Source organism: Bradyrhizobium sp. 187, from assembly GCF_023101005.1.
Lineage (GTDB): Bacteria > Pseudomonadota > Alphaproteobacteria > Rhizobiales > Xanthobacteraceae > Bradyrhizobium > Bradyrhizobium canariense_D.
In genome coordinates, this window is the sequence record NZ_CP064693.1 from 3962651 (window position 1) to 3981637 (window position 18987).

Annotated in this window: 20 protein-coding genes; 6 read left to right on the forward strand and 14 right to left on the reverse strand. The window is 64.8% G+C overall.

The features are described from left to right. The first annotated feature begins 90 nt into the window (after window positions 1-90). The 4 genes from trmFO to IVB19_RS18945 all read left to right on the forward strand — a co-directional run bounded on the left by trmFO (window position 91) and on the right by IVB19_RS18945 (window position 4540). The gene (gene trmFO / locus IVB19_RS18930) at window positions 91-1518 is read left to right on the forward strand and encodes a methylenetetrahydrofolate--tRNA-(uracil(54)-C(5))-methyltransferase (FADH(2)-oxidizing) TrmFO (RefSeq protein WP_247819779.1); all 1428 of its coding nucleotides are present in this window, start codon (window positions 91-93) and stop codon (window positions 1516-1518) included. A 7-nt stretch (window positions 1519-1525) separates the two neighbouring features. Beyond that, a complete protein-coding gene (locus IVB19_RS18935) occupies window positions 1526-2620 on the forward strand; it encodes a serine/threonine protein kinase (RefSeq protein WP_026233483.1) in 1095 nt (364 codons plus the stop codon). Window positions 2621-2725: 105 nt separating this feature from the next. Beyond that, the gene (locus IVB19_RS18940) at window positions 2726-3283 is read left to right on the forward strand and encodes a CAP domain-containing protein (RefSeq protein WP_085384636.1); all 558 of its coding nucleotides are present in this window, start codon (window positions 2726-2728) and stop codon (window positions 3281-3283) included. Between the two features lie 78 nt (window positions 3284-3361). Further along, window positions 3362-4540 (forward strand): aminotransferase class V-fold PLP-dependent enzyme, encoded by a 1179-nt coding sequence (locus IVB19_RS18945; RefSeq protein WP_018458015.1) that lies wholly within the window; start codon window positions 3362-3364, stop codon window positions 4538-4540. 16 nt (window positions 4541-4556) lie between these two features. Here IVB19_RS18945 and IVB19_RS18950 read toward each other — a convergent pair whose 3' ends face one another. From IVB19_RS18950 to yajC, 6 genes are read right to left on the reverse strand one after another with little or no spacing between them, the layout of a single operon-like run. After that, window positions 4557-5801: a threonine ammonia-lyase gene (locus IVB19_RS18950; RefSeq protein ID WP_018458016.1), complete on the reverse strand. Its 1245-nt coding sequence runs from the start codon at window positions 5799-5801 to the stop codon at window positions 4557-4559. A gap of 45 nt (window positions 5802-5846) precedes the next feature. After that, a complete protein-coding gene (locus IVB19_RS18955; protein WP_018458017.1) occupies window positions 5847-6710 on the reverse strand; it encodes a phytoene/squalene synthase family protein in 864 nt (287 codons plus the stop codon). Continuing rightward, a complete protein-coding gene (locus IVB19_RS18960) occupies window positions 6707-7090 on the reverse strand; it encodes an Mth938-like domain-containing protein (RefSeq protein ID WP_018458018.1) in 384 nt (127 codons plus the stop codon). Before IVB19_RS18960 ends, IVB19_RS18955 begins: the two co-directional genes overlap by 4 nt. A gap of 60 nt (window positions 7091-7150) precedes the next feature. Continuing rightward, the gene (gene secF / locus IVB19_RS18965; RefSeq protein WP_018458019.1) at window positions 7151-8170 is read right to left on the reverse strand and encodes a protein translocase subunit SecF; all 1020 of its coding nucleotides are present in this window, start codon (window positions 8168-8170) and stop codon (window positions 7151-7153) included. A gap of 10 nt (window positions 8171-8180) precedes the next feature. After that, the gene (secD, locus tag IVB19_RS18970) at window positions 8181-9785 is read right to left on the reverse strand and encodes a protein translocase subunit SecD (RefSeq protein WP_018458020.1); all 1605 of its coding nucleotides are present in this window, start codon (window positions 9783-9785) and stop codon (window positions 8181-8183) included. A 59-nt stretch (window positions 9786-9844) separates the two neighbouring features. Beyond that, window positions 9845-10210, reverse strand: a complete 366-nt coding sequence (yajC, locus tag IVB19_RS18975) for a preprotein translocase subunit YajC (protein WP_007610701.1) — start codon at window positions 10208-10210, stop codon at window positions 9845-9847. Between the two features lie 180 nt (window positions 10211-10390). On the opposite strand from yajC, the gene IVB19_RS18980 reads away from it, so the two are divergent. Continuing rightward, the gene (locus tag IVB19_RS18980; protein WP_018458021.1) at window positions 10391-11407 is read left to right on the forward strand and encodes an ATP-binding protein; all 1017 of its coding nucleotides are present in this window, start codon (window positions 10391-10393) and stop codon (window positions 11405-11407) included. Between the two features lie 157 nt (window positions 11408-11564). Here IVB19_RS18980 and IVB19_RS18985 read toward each other — a convergent pair whose 3' ends face one another. Beyond that, window positions 11565-12950, reverse strand: a complete 1386-nt coding sequence (locus IVB19_RS18985; RefSeq protein WP_204511287.1) for a LysM peptidoglycan-binding domain-containing M23 family metallopeptidase — start codon at window positions 12948-12950, stop codon at window positions 11565-11567. A 109-nt stretch (window positions 12951-13059) separates the two neighbouring features. Continuing rightward, the gene (locus IVB19_RS18990; protein ID WP_026233485.1) at window positions 13060-13710 is read right to left on the reverse strand and encodes a protein-L-isoaspartate(D-aspartate) O-methyltransferase; all 651 of its coding nucleotides are present in this window, start codon (window positions 13708-13710) and stop codon (window positions 13060-13062) included. Between the two features lie 225 nt (window positions 13711-13935). On the opposite strand from IVB19_RS18990, the gene IVB19_RS18995 reads away from it, so the two are divergent. Next, entirely contained in the window at window positions 13936-14307 is a 372-nt protein-coding gene (locus IVB19_RS18995) for a response regulator (RefSeq protein WP_007590670.1), read from the forward strand. Window positions 14308-14342: 35 nt separating this feature from the next. On the opposite strand, the gene surE is transcribed toward IVB19_RS18995, so the two are convergent. From surE to IVB19_RS19025, 6 genes are all read right to left on the reverse strand, one after another. Further along, complete coding sequence (gene surE, locus IVB19_RS19000; RefSeq protein WP_018458025.1) at window positions 14343-15110, reverse strand: 5'/3'-nucleotidase SurE; 768 nt, start codon at window positions 15108-15110, stop codon at window positions 14343-14345. Between the two features lie 101 nt (window positions 15111-15211). Then, window positions 15212-15574 carry a hypothetical protein gene (locus IVB19_RS19005; RefSeq protein ID WP_018458026.1) on the reverse strand — a complete coding sequence of 121 codons (363 nt, stop codon included), beginning with the start codon at window positions 15572-15574 and terminating at the stop codon, window positions 15212-15214. A 94-nt stretch (window positions 15575-15668) separates the two neighbouring features. Continuing rightward, window positions 15669-17000, reverse strand: a complete 1332-nt coding sequence (serS, locus tag IVB19_RS19010; RefSeq protein WP_018458027.1) for a serine--tRNA ligase — start codon at window positions 16998-17000, stop codon at window positions 15669-15671. Between the two features lie 198 nt (window positions 17001-17198). Then, window positions 17199-18011 (reverse strand): twin-arginine translocase subunit TatC, encoded by an 813-nt coding sequence (tatC, locus tag IVB19_RS19015; protein WP_018458028.1) that lies wholly within the window; start codon window positions 18009-18011, stop codon window positions 17199-17201. Continuing rightward, a complete protein-coding gene (tatB, locus tag IVB19_RS19020; RefSeq protein ID WP_085353196.1) occupies window positions 18008-18562 on the reverse strand; it encodes a Sec-independent protein translocase protein TatB in 555 nt (184 codons plus the stop codon). The genes tatC and tatB overlap by 4 nt, the downstream gene beginning before the upstream one ends. 88 nt (window positions 18563-18650) lie before the next feature. Further along, a complete protein-coding gene (locus tag IVB19_RS19025) occupies window positions 18651-18887 on the reverse strand; it encodes a twin-arginine translocase TatA/TatE family subunit (protein WP_007610722.1) in 237 nt (78 codons plus the stop codon). Window positions 18888-18987 lie beyond the last annotated feature (100 nt).

The window sequence follows — 18987 nt, forward strand, 5'->3', positions numbered from 1 at the left end:
CCGCCTCGTGCGGGCGTTGTCGCATCCGGAGGCAGAAAACTCGATCTCGGCGATTCCACTGATCGCCGAAAAGCGCTACCTGTCCGCCCCATGACAGGACCCCAATCAAATACCGTGCACGTGATCGGCGCAGGCCTTGCCGGCTCCGAAGCCGCCTGGCAGGTGGCCGAATTCGGCGTGCCCGTGGTGCTGCACGAGATGCGGCCGACCCGCATGACCGAGGCACACCGCACCGATGGGCTTGCCGAGCTCGTCTGCTCCAATTCGTTCCGCTCGGACGATGCCGCCAACAACGCCGTCGGCCTGCTGCATGCCGAGATGCGCCGCCTCGATTCGCTGATCATGCGCGCAGCCGACGCCAACCAGGTACCCGCTGGCGGCGCGCTGGCGGTGGACCGCGACGGCTTCTCGGCGGCCGTCACCAAGGCGCTGAACGATCATCCGCTGATCGAGATCGCCCGCGGTGAGGTCGCAGGCCTGCCGCCGGCCGAGTGGAGCAACGTCATCGTTGCGACCGGCCCCCTCACTTCGGCGCCGCTGGCCGATGCGATCCGCGAGTTGACCGACGAGAACGCCCTCGCCTTCTTCGACGCGATCGCGCCGATCGTGCACCGCGAATCCATCGACATGTCGGTGGCCTGGTTTCAGTCACGCTACGACAAGGTCGGTCCCGGCGGCACCGGCGCCGACTACATCAACTGCCCGATGACAAAGGAGCAGTATGACGGCTTCGTCGCAGCGCTGGTCGCCGGCGAGAAGACCGAGTTCAAGGAATGGGAGACCAACACGCCCTATTTCGACGGCTGTCTGCCAATGGAGGTCATGGCGGAACGCGGCCCCGAGACTCTCCGCCATGGACCGATGAAGCCGGTCGGCCTCACCAATCCGCACGATCCCACCACCAAGGCCTACGCGATCGTGCAGCTGCGCCAGGACAACAAGCTCGGCACGCTCTACAACATCGTCGGCTTCCAGACGAAACTGAAATACAGCGAGCAGCAGCGCATCTTCCGCACCATTCCGGGGCTGGAGAAGGCCGAATTTGCTCGCCTCGGCGGCCTGCATCGCAACACCTTTCTCAACTCGCCAAAGCTGCTCGACGGCCAATTGCGCCTGCGCGCGCAGCCGCGGCTGCGCTTTGCCGGCCAGATGACGGGCTGCGAGGGCTATGTGGAATCCGCCAGCGTCGGCCTGATTGCCGGTCTCTATGCGGCAGCGGAGGTGCGCGGCGAGACGCTTGCGAGTCCGCCGGTCACGACTGCGCTCGGATCCCTGCTCGGCCACATCACCGGCGGCCATATCGAGACCATCGAGCCCGGCACGCGCTCGTTCCAGCCGATGAACATCAATTTCGGCCTGTTCCCGCCGCTCGCCAGCGCGCCGACGAAGAAGCCCGACGGAAGCCGGCTGCGCGGGAACGAGAAGACGGTGGCCAAAAAGCAGGCGATGAGCGCGCTGGCGCTCGCCGATCTCGATCGCTGGATCGCCGATCACCTGCGCATTGCCGCCGCGGCGTGAGTTTTCGATGAACCTTCCCAAAGACGACGCCGCAACACTCTCGGCGCGCTGGACCGAGGGCGTGCTGCTCAAGCGCGACGTGTTCTCGACCGTCGAGCGCGGCCGATTCCGCGACGATGACGGCGAGGTCGACGCGGTGCTGCGCCGCCTCGACGAGGTGCCGTGGTGGTCATTCCTTTTGGCGCGCCACCTGTTCGCCCGCGAGAAGCATGCGCTGGCACTCGCTAAGGGACTCGATGTCGGCCCGGAGCTGCTGTGGGCCGGACGCCGCGCGCTGGTGCGCAGCTTCGTCGATGGTGTCGCACTGCATCTGGCGAAACCGCATGGCGACCTCGCCTATTTTCGCTCGGCGAAGGCCGCGCTGCGACGGCTGCGCCGCGCCGGAATCTGCCACAACGATCTTGCCAAGGAACAGAACTGGCTGGTCGGCCGCGACGGTCGCGCCTATGTGACCGACTTCCAGCTCGCCGCCTGCTTCGACCGTCGCGGCCGGCTTTACCGGATCCTGGCCTATGAAGATCTCCGGCATCTGCTCAAGCACAAGCGATCCTACGCGCCCGAGGCGCTGACGCCGCGCGAGCGCAAGATCCTGGCGAAGAAGTCGTTCGCCGCCAGCCTCTGGCTCGCCACCGGCAAGAAGGTCTATCGGGCAATCACCCGCGGCCTGTTCAACTTCACCGACCGTGAAGGCGGCGGCCGAAGGCTCGTCAACGACGCGCCGGTGCTGGCAGAATTGATCCGCAAGAACCCCGCCGTGCGCGACACCGCCATCGTCGCCTTTGCCGACCGCCGCTCCGGTGTCGGCCTCTATGCCTTCGTCGAAGCCGATCAGGCCGCGCTCGAAGGCCAATTGCGCATCGAGCTCACCGCTGCCAAGGGGCCAAAGCCGCCGGAACACATCCAGGTCGTGCACGCACTGCCACGCAATCCGGACGGCAAGCCGCGCACGGAGATCCTGCAACTGGTCGCCATGAACCAGCTCGACCTGATCGAGCCGATGATGAAGAACGACCAGGACCGTGCTTTCCTCAAGGACATCCTGGAGCAGCGCAAGAACCTGCGCGACCGCTTCAATTTCGAGGCCGACCTGCCGGCGAGCTAACGTGGATCACGCCTTGAAGCGTCCACATTGGCGATAGAGAAGCGATCCGATAATTCGAACTTGGTGGGGGGACTTGGCGGGGTCATGGGCACTCGGGGGTACATGATGCATCGTGTGGTTGGCGGCCTGATCGCTAGCCTTCTGCTGCTCGCCACCACGTCCGCAATGGCCGAGTCCCCCGCCGAGCTGATCTCGAGCTTCCGCCTCAAGCATGGTGAGGTCCGCGTCGTCCGCGATTCGACCCTCGACCGCATCGCCATGGACCAGGCGCGCGCGATGGCGACGAAGGACGACCTCAGTCACGACGCCCTCGGCCCGTTCAACCGCCGGGTCGCACCGGCCGGCGCAGGCCGCGCCGCCGAGAACATCGCCTACGGCTACGACAATTTCGAGAAGACCCTCGGACAGTGGATCGACTCGTCGGGACACCGCAAGAATCTGCTGCTGCACAACGCTTCCCGCGTCGGGATCGCGAGCGCGAAAAACGCTAGCGGCAAGCGCACCTATTGGGCAATGGTGATCGCCGGCGACTACGAGCCGAAGGGCAAAGGCAAAGGCAAGAAAGACGGGGAGCCGCTGGTTGCGGTGAAGCGCGAGGCTGCGCCCGCCAGCAAGCCAAAATCCAGCGGCTGCCACATCAAGCTGCTCGGCCTTTGCATCTGAGACCAAGCTTGGCCATCTTGTTCGCATCCCTCGACGCGTTTAATCCATGCATGAGGATCGCGAGACGCGGAGGCATGGATGATGGATATCGACCGAATTCGTCGCGACACCCCGGCTGCCTCTCGGCTCGCCTATCTCCACAACGCGGGCGCAGCGCTGATGCCGGCGTCGGTTGTTGCGGCGATGAAGGAACACATCGATCTGGAGAGCGAGATCGGAGGCTATGCCGCCGCCGACCGCGAGGCGCGCCGACTTGAATCCGTTTACGGCTCGGTCGCCCGCCTCCTGAACGCCGCGCCCGATGAGATCGCCCTCATGGAGAACGCGACGGTTGCCTGGCAGATGGCTTTCTACGCGCTTCCATTCAGCAAGGGCGACCGGATCCTGACCGCCGAGGCGGAGTACGCGGCCAACTATGTCGCCTTTCTTCAGGTCGCCAACCGAACAGGCGTCGCGATCGACGTCGTGCCGAGCGATGCCAGCGGCGAGCTCGACGTCGACGCGCTCGAACGCATGATCGATGAGCGCGTGAAGCTGATTGCGATCACCTGGGTTCCGACCAATGGCGGGCTGGTCAATCCGGCTGCAGCCGTCGGCAAGATAGCGCGGGCGCACGGCATCCCCTATCTGCTCGACGCCTGCCAGGCAGTCGGACAGATGGTGGTCGACGTCGAGGCCATCGGCTGTGACATGTTGTCGGGGACCGGGCGTAAATTCCTCCGCGGCCCGCGCGGCACCGGCTTTCTCTACGTCGGCCGAAAAATGCTGCAGCGGCTCGAACCGCCAATGATCGATCACTTCGCCGCACCCTGGGTCTCCCGGGACGCTTTTCGGCTGCGTGACGATGCGCGCCGTTTTGAGACCTGGGAGAACAACTACGCAGCCCGGCTTGGGCTCGGCGCGGCTGTCGATTATGCCCTCGATGTCGGGATCGGCCCGATCGAGCGGCGTTGCCGCATGCTGGCGGACCGCCTCCGGGGCGGCCTTGCATCCATTCGCGGCATCAGAGTTCGCGACCTCGGACGCGCTCCGGGAGCCATCGTCAGCTTCACGGTGGAAGGGTACGAGGCGGAAGCGGTCGTCAGCGACGCGGCCGCAGCCGGCATCACGATCGGTGCCTCAGATCCGTCGAGCACGCGCATCGATGCCGAAATCCGCTCGCTGCCGCCGGTGGTGCGCGCCTCCCCGCACTACTACAATACGGACGCGGAGATCGATCGGCTGATCGTCCATTTGGCGGGTTTGACGCGGCGATAGCGGCGATCATGCACGCTCAGGTACAGCGCGCACTCAATCCGGATGCGCCAAGCTTCGCCATGACCTCGTCGAGATGGGCGCTGTCGCGGGTTTCAATCACCAATTGCAGCAACGTCGCCTTGGCCGGAAGATCCGAGAACGTGCGCTGGTGCGAGACCTCGATGATGTTGGCGCCGGCCTCGGCCAGCAGTGCCGCGACCGCAGCCAATTGGCCGGGCCTGTCGGGAATGTCGAGCGACAATTGGGTGAGCCGCCCCTCGCGCGCCAACTCGCGGGTCAGGACCGATGCGATCAGACGTGTGTCAATATTGCCCCCGCTCAGCACCAGCCCGACCTTCTGACCGGCGAAACGGGACGGGTCGGACATCAGCGCGGCGAGGCCAGCGGCACCGGCGCCTTCGACGACCGTCTTCTCGATCGAGATCAGGGTCGCCACCGCGCGCTCGAGCTCGGCTTCGTTGACGAGCGCAATGTCGTCGACAAGGCGGCGGACGATTTCGGTCGTGATCTTGCCGGGCGACTTCACCGCGATGCCTTCCGCGAGTGTGTCGCCACGTGCCGGCAAATTGCCGTCATGGATGGCATTGTACATCGAGGGGTAGAGCCAGGCCTCGACGCCGAGGATCCGCAGCGACGGCTTGATCGATTTCGCGGCAATGGCGATCCCGCTGATCAGGCCACCGCCGCCGATCGGGACGACCAGCGTATCGAGCTCCGGCACGGCCTCGAGTATTTCCAGCCCGACCGTGCCCTGCCCTGCGATGACAAGCGGATCGTCATAGGGATGGACGAAGATCATGCCATGGACTTCGCCGTGGCTGCGCGCATACGCGGCCGCCTCCTCCAGCGTGGCGCCCGTCACCACCACCTCGGCGCCGTGATGCCTGGTGTTCTCGACCTTCACCATGGGCGTGCCGACCGGCATGACGATAGTGGCGGGAATGCCGAGCCGCTTGGCGTGATAGGCGACGCCCTGCGCGTGGTTACCCGCCGACATCGCGACGACGCCCCGCGCGCGCTCCTCCGGCGTCAGCGCCTTGAGGCGGTTGAGCGCGCCGCGCTCCTTGAACGAGGACGTGAACTGGAGGTTCTCGAATTTCAGCCAGATGTCGCAGCCGCAGATATTGCTCAGCGTGCGGCTGTAGCTACAGGGCGTCTCGACGACGGCGCCGCGGATCGTCTCGGCGGCGGCATGGATGTCGGCCGGTACGACCGGAAGGCCGCCCAGATCGGAAGATATGGTTTGGGACAACTCAGCCATAGGACAGCATAGAGCATTTGCCCGGCTCCGGCGATAAGCCAACCGCTATTTGGTAAATTCCCGCGAACGTGAAGCCCGCCACAGCGTCCACAGCGTACGCAGCCGCGATGACGGTTGCGGCGTAAATGGATTGCGCCCGGGTTGCGACAGGCGCTTGAGGTCGGCCCGCGCTTGTCCGAGCGGAAGGAACGTTGGACGCACTGATGCCGGCACCTCCACCAGCAGCGACAAGGCCGTCGTCAAATGTTGCTGCGCCTCGCCCGAGAGTTGGCCCAGCGCGGCGCGCAAGTTTGGCGTCTCCTTTCCGGCGAACACGTCTTCCACGTCGCAATCGTGGCTCGCCAGCACCTGCTGCGGCAGGAACAATTGCCGGCGCGCCGCATCGCGCGGCAGATTGGCGATGACCTGTACGATGCCCTGCGCCAGCCCGGCATGGCGGGCGAGATGCTCGGCCGCCGCCGACGGTGGTCCCATGATCCGGGCGGCGAGATCGAACAGCGCCGATGAGGTCGCCGCGAGGTAGCCCTCCAGCGCCGCCATTGTTGGCATTGGGTCGTTGTAGAGATCGAATTGATGCTCGTCGGCGAGCAGCGACAGCGGCTCGACCGGCAGGTCGAAATCACGGATTGCGCGGAGCAGCTCCGCCGCCACCGGATTGCCCTCGGCACTGCCATGGACTTGGCCCGACAGCATGTCGGTCCACCATTGCAGGCGGATTTCACCGGGCAAGGGCTGGCTCACCTGATCGCGGACGCGGACGATCTCGACATTGAAGGCATAGAGCGCCAGCAGCCCGCGGCGCTCGGCAGCGGGCGCGAACAGGGTCGCGGCATAGTGCGGAAAGTCGTGGCTGCGCACGAGGTCAGCACAGAACGCAGCAGAATCCGGCGGCGGCGCGGAGCCACTCATGGCACGGCGATCAGCGCGGCCGCGACGCGCCGCCGTTCGCCCATCATGATGTTGTAGGTACGCACGGCGGGACCGGTCTGCATCGCATCCAGCACCACCCTCGCCGCTTTGAGCGCCTGGCGCAGTTCCGGCGGCGGCAGCCAGACCCCGGTTCCGGTGCCGACCAGGAGCGTGTCGATGCTGTTGGCAGACTTGAAGACTCGATCCAGCGAATAGCGGTCGATCTTTGCAGGGTCCGTTATGTCCCAGGCCCAGATCGCGTCGGGCAGGCAAAGCAGCGATCCCCGATGCGACATGCCGGCAAAGGCAAAGCCGCCCTTGCCATAGGCTTCGATCGGCGCCGAGCGGGGGAAATGCGGTGCGTTGGGATCGCCGGCCATGAGCTTCGTCCGAATGAGCTTACTGCCCTCCCAAACTCCTGCGAGGGCATGCGGTTCGGATCATGCCTTGCTTTTCTTCGCCGGCGTAGCCTTATCGACCGCATCCTCGCGATGCTCGCCGACGCCGAGATAGATCAGGATCGGGGCCGCAATGAAGATCGAGGTATAGGTGCCGACCAGCACCACGCCGAACATCATGACCGCGGTGAAGCTGTGGATGGCATGGCCGCCGAACAGCAGCAGGGCCAGCAGCGCCAGCGTCACAGTGAAATGGGTGATGATCGAGCGCGACAGCGTCGAGTTGATTGATTCGTTGAGGAGCTGCGGCATCGGCATCTTCTTGTAGCGCCGCAGCATTTCACGGATGCGGTCGTAGATGACGACGGTGTCGTTGAGCGAATAGCCCAAAATCGTCAGAAGCGCCGCGATGCTGGTCAGGTCGAAATCGACCTGACTGATCGACATGAACCCGATCGTGAGCACGATGTCGTGCACGTTGGCGATCATGGCGCCAAGCGCGAACTGCCACTCGAATCGGAACCAGAGGTAGATCAGGATCGAGACGATCGCCAGCATCAGGCCGAGCATGCCGTAGGCGAGCAATTCGCCCGATACGCGCGGTCCCACCACCTCGACGCGGCGATAGTCGACGGAATCGCCAAGCGCGGTGCGGACCTTCTGCACGGCCTCCTGCTGGGCGGCGTCGCCGCCCGGCTGCTCCGCGACACGGATCAGGACATCGGCGGGGCCGCCGAATTGCTGCAACTGGACTTCGCCCAGACGCAGGGCATCCAACGTCGTACGCATCGCCGCAATATCGGCGGTGCCGGACTTGGCCTGCACCTCCAGTAGGGTGCCGCCGCGGAAGTCGATGCCGAAATTCAGTCCATGGGTGAAGAACAGCGTGATCGCGACGATCGACAACGCCGCCGAGATCGGGAAGCTGATCCGGCGAAAACGCGTGAAGTCGAAATGGGTATCGTCGGGGACGATGCGCAGCGACGGCAGCCAGCCGAATGCCGCAACCACGGTGAGAATGGCAATGAGGACGCCGAGCCCGATGAGAACAGTGTGATTCACGATCAGGCTCCTAGATCGGCACGCTCTGCGGCCGCTTCCACCGCACCCACCAGGCCACGATCAGCCGGGTCAGGGTGAAAGCGGTGAACACCGTGGTGATGATGCCGATTCCGAGCGTCACGGCGAAGCCGCGCACCGGACCGGTACCGATGTAGAACAGCACCGCGGCGGCAATAAAAGTGGTGATGTTGGAATCGAGGATGGTCGCAAGCGCCCGCTTGAAGCCGGCGTCGATCGCCGAGATCGCGTTGCGGCCGCCACGCAACTCCTCGCGGATGCGCTCGTAGATCAGCACGTTGGAATCGACCGCGATACCGACGGTGAGCACGATGCCCGCGATGCCCGGCAGCGTCAGCGTGGCGTTGAGAAGCGACAACAGGCCGAAGATCATGGCGACGTTGATGGCCACCGCGATGTTGGCGAACACGCCGAACAGCCGGTAGGTCAAGAGCATGAAGATGATGACCAAGATCGAGCCGACATAGGCGGCGAGCTCGCCCTTTTCGATCGAGTCCTGGCCGAGGCCCGGACCGACGGTGCGCTCCTCGACCACCGTGAGCGGTGCCGGCAGCGCGCCGGCGCGCAGCAGGATCGCGAGATCGTTGGCCGATTGCACCGTGAAACTGCCCGAGATCTGGCCTTGTCCGCCGGTGATGGGCTCGCGGATCACGGGAGCCGAGATGACCTTGTTGTCGAGCACGATCGCAAAAGGCAGCCCGACGTTCTCTTGCGTGGCCTGCGAGAACTTGCGCGCGCCCGACGTATTGAACTTGAAACTCACGACGGGTTCGCTGGTGCGCTGGTCGAAGCTCGCTTGGGCATCGGTCAGGTCGCCGCCGGCGACCAGCACCTGCTTCTTGACCACATAGGGTGTGGGCGGCGGTGACGCGCTCATCAGAAGCTCGGATTCCGGCGGCAAACGTCCTTGCTGCGCCTGATCGGGCGGCACCGACGTATCGACCATGCGGAATTCCATCTTCGCGGTCTTGCCCAGCAATTCCTTCAGACGAGTCGGGTCCTGGAGGCCGGGGACCTGCACCAGGATGCGGTCGTTACCCTGGCGCTGGATGACAGGCTCGACGGTGCCGAGCTCGTTGACGCGGCGTTCGACGATCTGGATCGACTGCTCGATCGTCTTGCGCATGCGGTCGAGCATCGCGGCCTGCGGGATGGTAAGGCGGATCACGCCACCGCCGGCGTCAGTCACATCCAGGTCGCGCTGACCGCTGGATCCGACCAGTCCTCCCAGCGGCTGGGACAGCTCGCGCAGCTTGGCGAGCGCAGGCTGCAGATCGGATTCCTTGGTGATCCGAACCTCGGCCGCGTCGTTGCGCACGGTGACGCCGCCGGTGAAGCCGATCTTGGCATCGCGCAGCGTCCGGCGAACGTCGTCGCGGACCTGGTCGAGCCGCTCCTTCTTCACATAGTTGCCGTCGACCTCGAGCAGCAGATAGGAGCCGCCTTGAAGATCGAGGCCGAGCACGAGCCGACGCTGCGCCCAGGCGGGCCAGGTCTTGACCTGCGCTTCGGGGAAGAAGTTCGGGACCGCGCAGAGGCACACGATCAGCGCCGTCAGGATAATCCCGAGCGCCTTCCACCGCGTGAAATACAACATCGACTGGACCTGTCAGATCAGGAGATTTGCAGGAAAACTTGAGAGACTCGCGGAAGCACTCACTTCGACGCGGCGTCTTCCTTGGCGCTTTCCTTGGATTCCTTGGCCGGCTCGCCCTTGGCGCGTACGCCGGAGACCATCGAGCGCATCTGCCGCACGCGCACGCCATCGGCGATCTCGAACTCGATCTGGTCGTCGTCGACGACCTTGGTGACCTTGCCGACGAGACCGCCCGAGGTCACGACGGTGTCGCCGCGGCGGATGTTCTTCACCAGGTCGGCGTGGTCACGGACCTTCTTCTGCTGCGGACGCAGAATCAGGAAGTACATGATCACGAAGATCAGGGCGAACGGCAGCAGCGACATCAACATGCCGCTGGTGTCGCCGGCGCCCGCAGCCTGGGCATACGCAGGGGTAATCAGCATTCGGACGATCCTCGTGAGAACGGGGGAAAACCGGTCAGGCCCAAATGGCGACCGGTTCGGTCAAATTCGCGCGGACTATAGCGGCCATTGCCCCAATTGCAACGCTGCCAGACCGCCCTTTTAGCCACCTTGCGGCGCGCGCACAGGCCCGATAAGGCTGCATTCTCAGGAACTTCGGACATGCCCCAAAAACCAAGCAAAAGCCCGGCCGGCAAAGGCCCTCGCACCCCTGCCGCGAAGGCAGCCGGCGTCGCGGCAAAACGTCCCAAGGTGGCCCTCAAGGCGGCTTCCAAGACGATTTCCAAGACGACGTCCAAGACGAACCAAAACGTCTCCCAGCAGCGCATCGTTCGCGCGCTGGAGACGATTGCGGCGCACCTCTCCGCGCAAGGCAAGCCCGCCGCCGAACGCGAGTCGTTCAAGCAGGCGGATGCTTTCGTCTGGCACCCGGACGGCCGCCTTGCGGCGGTGCCGCGGGTCAGCCGCGTCGAAATGTTCCTGCTCAAGGGCGTCGACCGGATGCGCGACATCCTGATGGAGAACACCGAGCGTTTCGCCAACGGATTGCCCGCCAACAACGCGCTGCTCTGGGGCGCGCGCGGCATGGGCAAGTCGTCGCTGGTGAAGGCGGCGCATGCCAGCATCAACGCGGAGCGCAAACCGGCCGACAGACTGAAGCTGATCGAGATTCATCGCGAGGACATCGAGAGCCTGCCCGCCCTCATGGAACAGCTTCGCGCCTCATCCTTCCGTTTCATCGTGTTCTGCGACGACCTCTCGTTCGACGGCAATGATGCGTCCTACAAATCGCTCAAGGCGGTGCTCGAAGGCGGCATCGAGGGGCGGCCGGAGAACGTCATCCTCTACGCCACCTCCAACCGCCGCCATCTGCTGGCGCGCGAGATGATCGAGAACGAGCGCTCGACCGCGATCAATCCCGGCGAAGCCGTCGAGGAGAAGGTCTCGCTGTCGGATCGCTTCGGTCTCTGGCTCGGCTTCCACCGGTGCAGCCAGGACGAATATCTCGCCATGGTGCGGGGCTATTGCAGCCATTTCGGCGTGAAGATCGACGATGACGCCCTGGAACGCGAGGCACTTGAATGGTCGACGACGCGCGGCTCGCGCTCGGGCCGTGTCGCCTGGCAGTTCGTCCAGGAGCTTGCGGGACGGCTCGGCGTCAAGCTGGCGGCGACGTAGCCACAGTCATAGCCCAACCCAAAACTGTCATCGCCCGCGAAAGCGGGCGATCCAGTATTCCAGAGACGGTTGTGATCGATCGAGAGGCCGCGGCGTACTGGGTCGCCCGGTCAAGCCGGGCGACGACAGCTTCAGTTGGGAGACAATGTAGGCCTCATCACGCCCCGTTCAGGAATTGAAGCGGATCAACCGGGCTCGATCCCTTGCGGATCTCGAAGTGGAGCTGCGGCGACGCCACCTCCCCGGATTGACCCGACTTGGCAATGACCTGGCCGCGCTTGATGGTATCGCCGCGCTTCACCATCAGCTCACTCGCATGGGCATATGCGGTGACGTAGCCGTTGGAGTGCCGAACCAGGACCAGATTGCCGTAACCTTTCAGCTCGTTGCCGGAATAGGCAACGACACCGTCTTCGGCCGCCTTGACCGGCGTGCCCTCGGGCACCGCGAGATTGATGCCGTCGTTGGATTTGCCATTGGTCTTGGCGCCGTAGCTCGTGACCACCTTGCCGCGCACCGGCCAGCGGAAAGTCGGCAGCGCGCTGGTGGTCTCCGCAGCTTTCGCGGGAGTGTCCGCGGCCTTGTCTTCGACGTTGGCGGTGGCCTGGGCCAGGCGCGCGCTCTGCACCGGCGCGGCGACGGCGGCCATCTTGGTGGCGGGCGCAGGCGCGGCAGCAACCGGCTGCAGCGTCCCCGCGACGGGAGCGGCTCCGACCGGAGCCGCGGCAAGCGGTGCTGCGACAGCGGCGGTCTTGGCCCCGGGCACGGCCAGCCTGGCGCCGAGCTTGAGTTTTGCAGAGGGATCGAGGCCGTTGGCGCGGGCCAATTCGGCCGCCGAGATATGGTTCTTGCGGGCAATGCTGGCGAGCGTGTCGCCGTGGTTCACGAAGTGCGTGCTTGACGGCGCGGCAACGGCCGCAACCGGCTTCGCAGCGGGCGCTGGGGCAGCGGCAACGGGAGCCATGAGCGGCGCGGGCGCAGCCGCCGTAGCTTGGTGCGGAATGATCAGTTGCTGGCCGGGCGAGAGCGCGCGCGGCCCCTTATAGCCGTTGGCGGCGAGGATCGCCTGCGGCGTGACGCGATAGCGTTTGGCAAGCAGGTCGAGCGTATCGCTGGTGCCGACGATGATCTTGGTTCCGCCGACCGGCTGGGCGGCTGCAACCGAGCGTGGCGGCACGGTGGCCGTGGTCTCGAGATGCGGCTGCGCCGGGGGTGCGTAGGAGCCCACGCCGCGTCCGCCTCCGGACACACCGCCTGCTGCAACGGGGTAGGATTGCGGCGTGGATACCGCCGGCGGCAAAGGCTGCGACTGATAATAACCGGACTGCGTCTGCGGCCGCGAATATTGCGGCAACTCACGCTGCGGCGGCGGGGCCTGCTGCACCGAACCGGTCGATTCCTGCGCGAAGGGATTGGAGAAGTTCGACTGGGACATGCGCGACGACATGTCGGCGCTGCACCCTGCGAAGCTGAAGGAGATCAGCGCCAGCACCGCGACCTGCGGCACACGGCGCGAGTAAAGCAACTCGGCGGCAACGGACATGGTTACTCACTCGTACGCAACAGAACTGGTGTTTTAAGTAAACACGCGCCGAGTAAATAACGGCTTAACCCTCCCAATAAGATGTTGGCAGCGCAGCCAATCCGGAATTCTACAGCTCCCGCGCCACGCCGGGCAGCGCCGGCACGAAGCGGACCTCGACGAGTTCCTTGCGCTCGATCCCGGCTTCGGTCCGGCTCAGCCGGATCAGCGTCTGCACCCCCTGATGCGGGCCGACGGGCGCGATCAGGATGCCACCCACCTCCAGCCGCTCGACCAGGTTCTCCGGGAGCTGCTCCATCGCGGCCGTGACGATGATGCGATCGAACGGGCCAATATTGGGGGGCAGATTGAGTCCGTCGCCCAGCATCACCTCGACGTTGTGATAGTTGAGTTTTTCAAGCCTGATACGTGCGGCATCCGCAAGCTTGCGGTAGCGCTCGACCGTCAACACCTGGCCGGCGAGCCGCGACAGCACCGCCGCCTGGTAGCCCGAGCCGGCGCCGATCTCGAGGACGCGGTGCTTCTTCTGAAGCTGGAGCTGCTCGGTCATGTAGGCGACGACAAAGGGCTGGCTGATGGTCTGCCCGCAGGCGATCGGGAGCGCGCTGTCGCGATATGCGCCGTCCCGATCGGCGTCGTCGACGAATTGATCGCGCGGCACCTCCTCCATGGCCCTCAGGACCGCCTGGTCGCTGATGCCCCGACGCCTCAGCGTGAGCTGAAACATCATCTTTTCCGGCGGGTGCTGATGGGGGGTCATTGCCTGCTTGTGCTGTGTTTGCGGTCCGGGACGCCCAACCTGGGCGCGAGATTCCTGTTCCGGCTCAGGGAACCCATGATAGGCTTCGGATGGCGTAGTTGACCATAAATTGGCTTGCAACGGGCGAGCCGCGATGGCCATTTTCAGGCATCCGTTCGTCGAAACGCGCATTGCGTCGATTCATGTTATCTGCGAACGTTTTTGGCAATGGGCAAGGACTCGACCATGACCGCGACGGGGCTTACTGGCCGCTCTGTATTCCTCGTCGAAGACGAGGTGATGATCAGGATGATGGTCGCGGACATGCTCGAAGAGCTTGGCTACAAGATCGCAGCCGAGGCGGGCGACATCACCGAAGCCATGCGGCTCGCCCAGGCAACCGAGTTCGACATCGCCATTCTCGACGTCAACGTCAACGGCAAGGTCATCTCGCCGGTCGCCGATGTCATCAAGGCGAAGGGCTGCCCGTTCATCTTCGCCACCGGATACGGTTCCTCGGGCCTGCCCGAGCAGTACCGCGATCGGCCGGCGCTTCAGAAGCCATTTCAGCTCGACGCCCTCGGCAAGACCATCGAAGCCGCGCTTCGCGGCGGCTAGGCCCCATTCCAGGTCGGATTACTTCAGCGTCGGACTTACTTCAGCGTCGCACTCAGCGCCTCGGAAAACGCCTCGTTGGTCCGGTCGAGCCTGAGCGGCGTGACGGAGACGTAGCGTTCGCGGAGCGCCGCGAGATCGGTGCCGTCGGCCGGCGTATCCATCATCGCGGTGCGCTCGAAGCCGATCCAGAAATACGGATTGCCACGGCCGTCCCTGCGCTCGTCGATCCTTAGGAAGCCGAGATTGCGCTTGCCTTGCCGCGTCACGCGGATGCCCAGCACATCCTCCGGCGCGCAGGCCGGGAAGTTGACGTTGATGACGGTGTCCTTCGGGATGCCGGCGGCGATCACCTTGCGCAGGATGTCGGGCCCGAATTTGCGGGCCGTGTCCCACAGCGGCCGGTCGCGGGTCTCCACGCTGAACTCCTGCGACAGGGCGAAGGACGGCAGCCCCAGGATGGTGCCCTCCAGCGCACCGGCGATGGTGCCGGAATAGACCACGTCCTCGGCGACGTTGCGGCCCTTGTTGACGCCGGACAGCACGACATCGGGCAGCTTGGCGCCGAGGATGTGGCGCGCGCCCATGATGACGCAGTCGGTCGGCGTGCCGCGCACCCCGAAATGCCGCGGACCGACCTCGCGCAGGCGCAGCGGATCGTTGAGCGACAGCGAATGCGACACGCCGGACTGGTCGAGCTCAGGCGCGACCACCCAGACGTCATCGGACAATGCGCGCGCGATCTCCTCCAGGACCTTGAGGCCGGGGGCGTGGATGCCGTCGTCATTGGTGCAGAGAATGCGCATGGGAAAGGTCGATTCCTGAAGCGGGTCTGAGCCGTCTTATCCGGCCGGGGCCGATCAGGCAAACCGGCCGACCGGGCGGCACCTGGTCGCCGGCTTGGCGGTTATCGGCGAACTCGCCATTGCGGCAGAAAGCGCGCAAGCCGGCCCTCCGCGTGCAATCTCATCGCCGGCACGACCGGGCTCACCATCGGCGCCTCAATCACGCCGAGCGCCTCCAGCTGCGCGACGAATGGGTCCGGCACCGGCGCCTGCGGAAAGCGTTCGCGTGCCAGCGACAGTGCCTGGTCGAAATCCGCGGCATTCACACCGGGCTTGGCGCGCCGGCTCTGGACCAGATCGTCGTCCCAGAGCCGCGTGATCGCGATGTCGAGCACGCCACGCAGCCGCTGATCGACGGCCTGGATACCGGCACCCGTCACCGCCCATTGTCTGCCGACCCAGAAGATATCGCGGTGCAAGGCCATGAACGATCGGTTCGCGTTGTCGGGTGGCCGGCAGGATAACCGGCCGCCCGATCTTCGCAACTAAACGTTTCTCCGTTTCAGATTGGCGGCACGCCTAGTCGCGTGCGACCACCTTCAGCCCGCCCATATAGGGCTGGAGCACGCTGGGGACCGCAATCGAGCCGTCCTCTTGCTGATAGGTCTCCATCACGGCGATCAACGCGCGGCCTAGCGCTGTGCCGGAGCCGTTGAGCGTGTGCACGAACCGCGGCTTGCCATCGGGGCCGCGCGAGCGCGCGTCCATCCGGCGGGCCTGGAAATCGCCGCAAACCGAGCAGCTCGAGATCTCGCGGAATGCCCCGCCGTCGCCCTGACCCGGCATCCAGACCTCGATGTCATAGGTTTTTTGCGACGAGAAACCCATATCCCCGGTGCACAGCGTCATCACGCGGTAATGCAGCTCGAGCCGTCGCAGCACTTCCTCGGCACAGGCGAGCATGCGCTCGTGCTCGTCCTTGCTCGTCTCCGGCGTCGTGATCGAGACCAGTTCGACCTTGGTGAACTGGTGCTGCCGGATCATGCCGCGGGTGTCGCGCCCTGCGGCGCCCGCCTCCGCGCGAAAACACGGCGTCAGCGCAGTCAGCCGCATCGGCAGCTGCTTTTCGTCGAGGATGGATTCTCGGACGAGATTGGTGAGCGCCACCTCCGCGGTCGGAATGATCCCGAGACGCTCGGTCCGGAGCCGCTCATGGTCGGGCGCGGCGAGCAATTCGCCCTTGATCGCCCAGAACTGGTCGTCCTCGAACTTCGGCAATTGTCCGGTGCCGAACATGATCTCGTTGCGCACGAGCAGCGGCGGATTGATCTCGGTATAGCCGTGCTCGTCAACGTGTAGATTCAGCATGAACTGGCCGAGCGCGCGTTCGAGCCGCGCCAGTCCCTTCTTCAACACGACGAAGCGCGCGCCGGAGAGTTTCGCTGCGGTCTCGAAATCCATGTCACCGAGCGCGGCGCCGAGATCGTCATGGGGTTTTGGCACGAACGCGTAGTTGCGCCTGTTGCCGAAGACATGGCGCTGCACATTGCCGTGCTCGTCGACACCATCGGGCACCTCGCCGAGCGGCAGATTGGGGATCGCCGCCAGCTCCTTGGCGAGCTCCTCGTCGGCAGCCTTCGCGGTCGCCTCGAGCTCCGGCATGGTGGTCTTGAGCTCGGCGACCTCCGCCATCAGCTTCGCCGCGCGCGCCTCGTCCTTCGTCTTCTTGGCATCGCCGATTTCCTTTGAGGCCGCATTGCGCCGCGCCTGCGCCTGCTCGGAAGCCAGGATCGCCGCACGCCGGGTCTCGTCGATCGCAAGCAGCGACGCCGACATCGGCTTCAGGCCGCGTCGTGCGAGGCCGGCGTCGAAGGCTTGCGGGTTGTCGCGGATCGATTTGATGTCGTGCATGGCCGTGGTCCTGGGGCTTGTTGCAACCCTGCAAATCCTGGATTTGCATTTATGCAAATGGCTGCTTCCCCTAGCACGGCTGTCATCGCCCGCGAAAGCGGGCGATCCAGTATTCCAGAAACATCACTGATTCCCCATAGGCCGCGGCGTACTGGATTCCCCGCTTTCGCGGGGAATGACACCGGAGTATGGGGCGCCCTACTCTGCCGGATTGGCCGGCGTCGATACGTCGGTGCCGCTAGAGGCTTGCGAAGCTGCAGCCTTCTTCTCCACAATTCCCACCGCGATGATCGAGCCCTCGTAGAGCGCGAGCAAGGGAATCGCGAGCGAGCACTGGCTGAGCACATCGGGCGGGGTCAGAACGGCCGCGATGACGAAGGCAACGACGATGAAATAGCGGCGCTTCTCGCGCAGCATTTTAGACGTGACGATGCCGATGCGCCCCAGCAGCGTCAGGATCACCGGAAGCTGGAAGGCGATGCCGAAGGCGAAGATCAGCGACATCATCAGCGACAGATATTCGCCGACCTTGGGCAGCAGCTGGATCTGCGCGGTCTCGTCACTGCCGGCCTGCTGCATGCCGAGCGAGAAGCGGACCAGCATGGGCAGCACGACGAAATAGACCAGTGCTGCGCCCAGCACGAAGAAGAACGGGGTCGCGACCAGATACGGCAGGAAGGCCTGCTTCTCGTGCTTGTAGAGTCCGGGAGCGACGAACTTATAGATTTGTGTCGCGACGATCGGGAACGAGATGAAGCCGGCGCCGAACAGCGCGAGCTTGAGCTGGGTGATGAAATATTCCAGCAGCGCGGTGTAGATGAATTTCGAGTTCTCGGGACCCGCGATCCACACGAACGGCCAGACCAGCACGTTGTAGATCTGCTTGGCGAAGAAGAAGCAGAAGATGAAGGCAATGCCGAAGCCGAGCAGCGCTTTGATCAGCCGCGAACGCAGCTCGATCAAATGGTCCATCAGGGGAGCTTTGCTGGCCTCGATATCGGCGGCGCTCATGACGCTTTGGCGTCCTTAATCGCCTCGGCCGGCGCAGTGTCCTGGGTGACGGAATCTTGCGTGCCCGAACCTTGAGCGACCTGCGCCTGCTCGACCTCACGGGTGATGGCGAGCGGCTCGTTCACGGCCGCATGTGCCTCGGCTTCCACGAAGGTCTCCGGCGTCGGCGCTTCCGGCGTGGTGGGCGTCGTCAGCGCTTCGCTTGAAGTCGCCGACGGTTCGACAGCGGTGGAGATCGAGGTCTCGGCGGGCTTGTCCAGCGCATCGACGCGGAGCGCGTCGCTGACGTCTTTCTGGAGCGAGGTCATCAAATTGTTGCCGGCGAAGCCGGAAGCCGCTTCCTTGACCTCGTCGAAGCTCTTCTTGAGGTCGGCCATTTCGGCCTCGCGCATCGCTTCCTGGAATTGGCCCTGGAATTCGGCGGCCATCTTGCGCGCCTTGCCCATCCACTGCCCGACCATGCGCAGCACGCCCGGCAGCTCTTTCGGGCCGATGGCGATCAGGGCCACGACCCCGATCAGGACCAGTTCACTCCACCCGATGTCGAACATGAGGTCTTCCGTTCACGCCAGCCGCAGCCGGCCCAATCCCTCGCGCGCAGGATCGGGTCCGCTACCCGCGTCTCGCGTGCTCTCTGGCTCAGACGGCCTTGCTGCCGACGTCCGACCGTGCCGCGGTCGGCGCGGCATTGTTGTGCTCGATGGACTTGGCCGGCTCGGGCTTGTCGGCGACCTTGTCGTCGTCCTGCATGCCCTTCTTGAACGCCTTGATGCCCTGCGCCACGTCGCCCATCAGATCCGAGATCTTGCCGCGACCGAACAGCAGCAGGACCACTGCGATCACCAGGACCCAGTGCCAAATGCTGAGTGAACCCATCCTGCAACCCTCCAAACGCGCATGGCCGGGGACCGGCCGATCTTCACCGAAACCTAGGCTTGGCAGGTGTCAAAAACAAGGACCAAGGCAGCGCCAATTC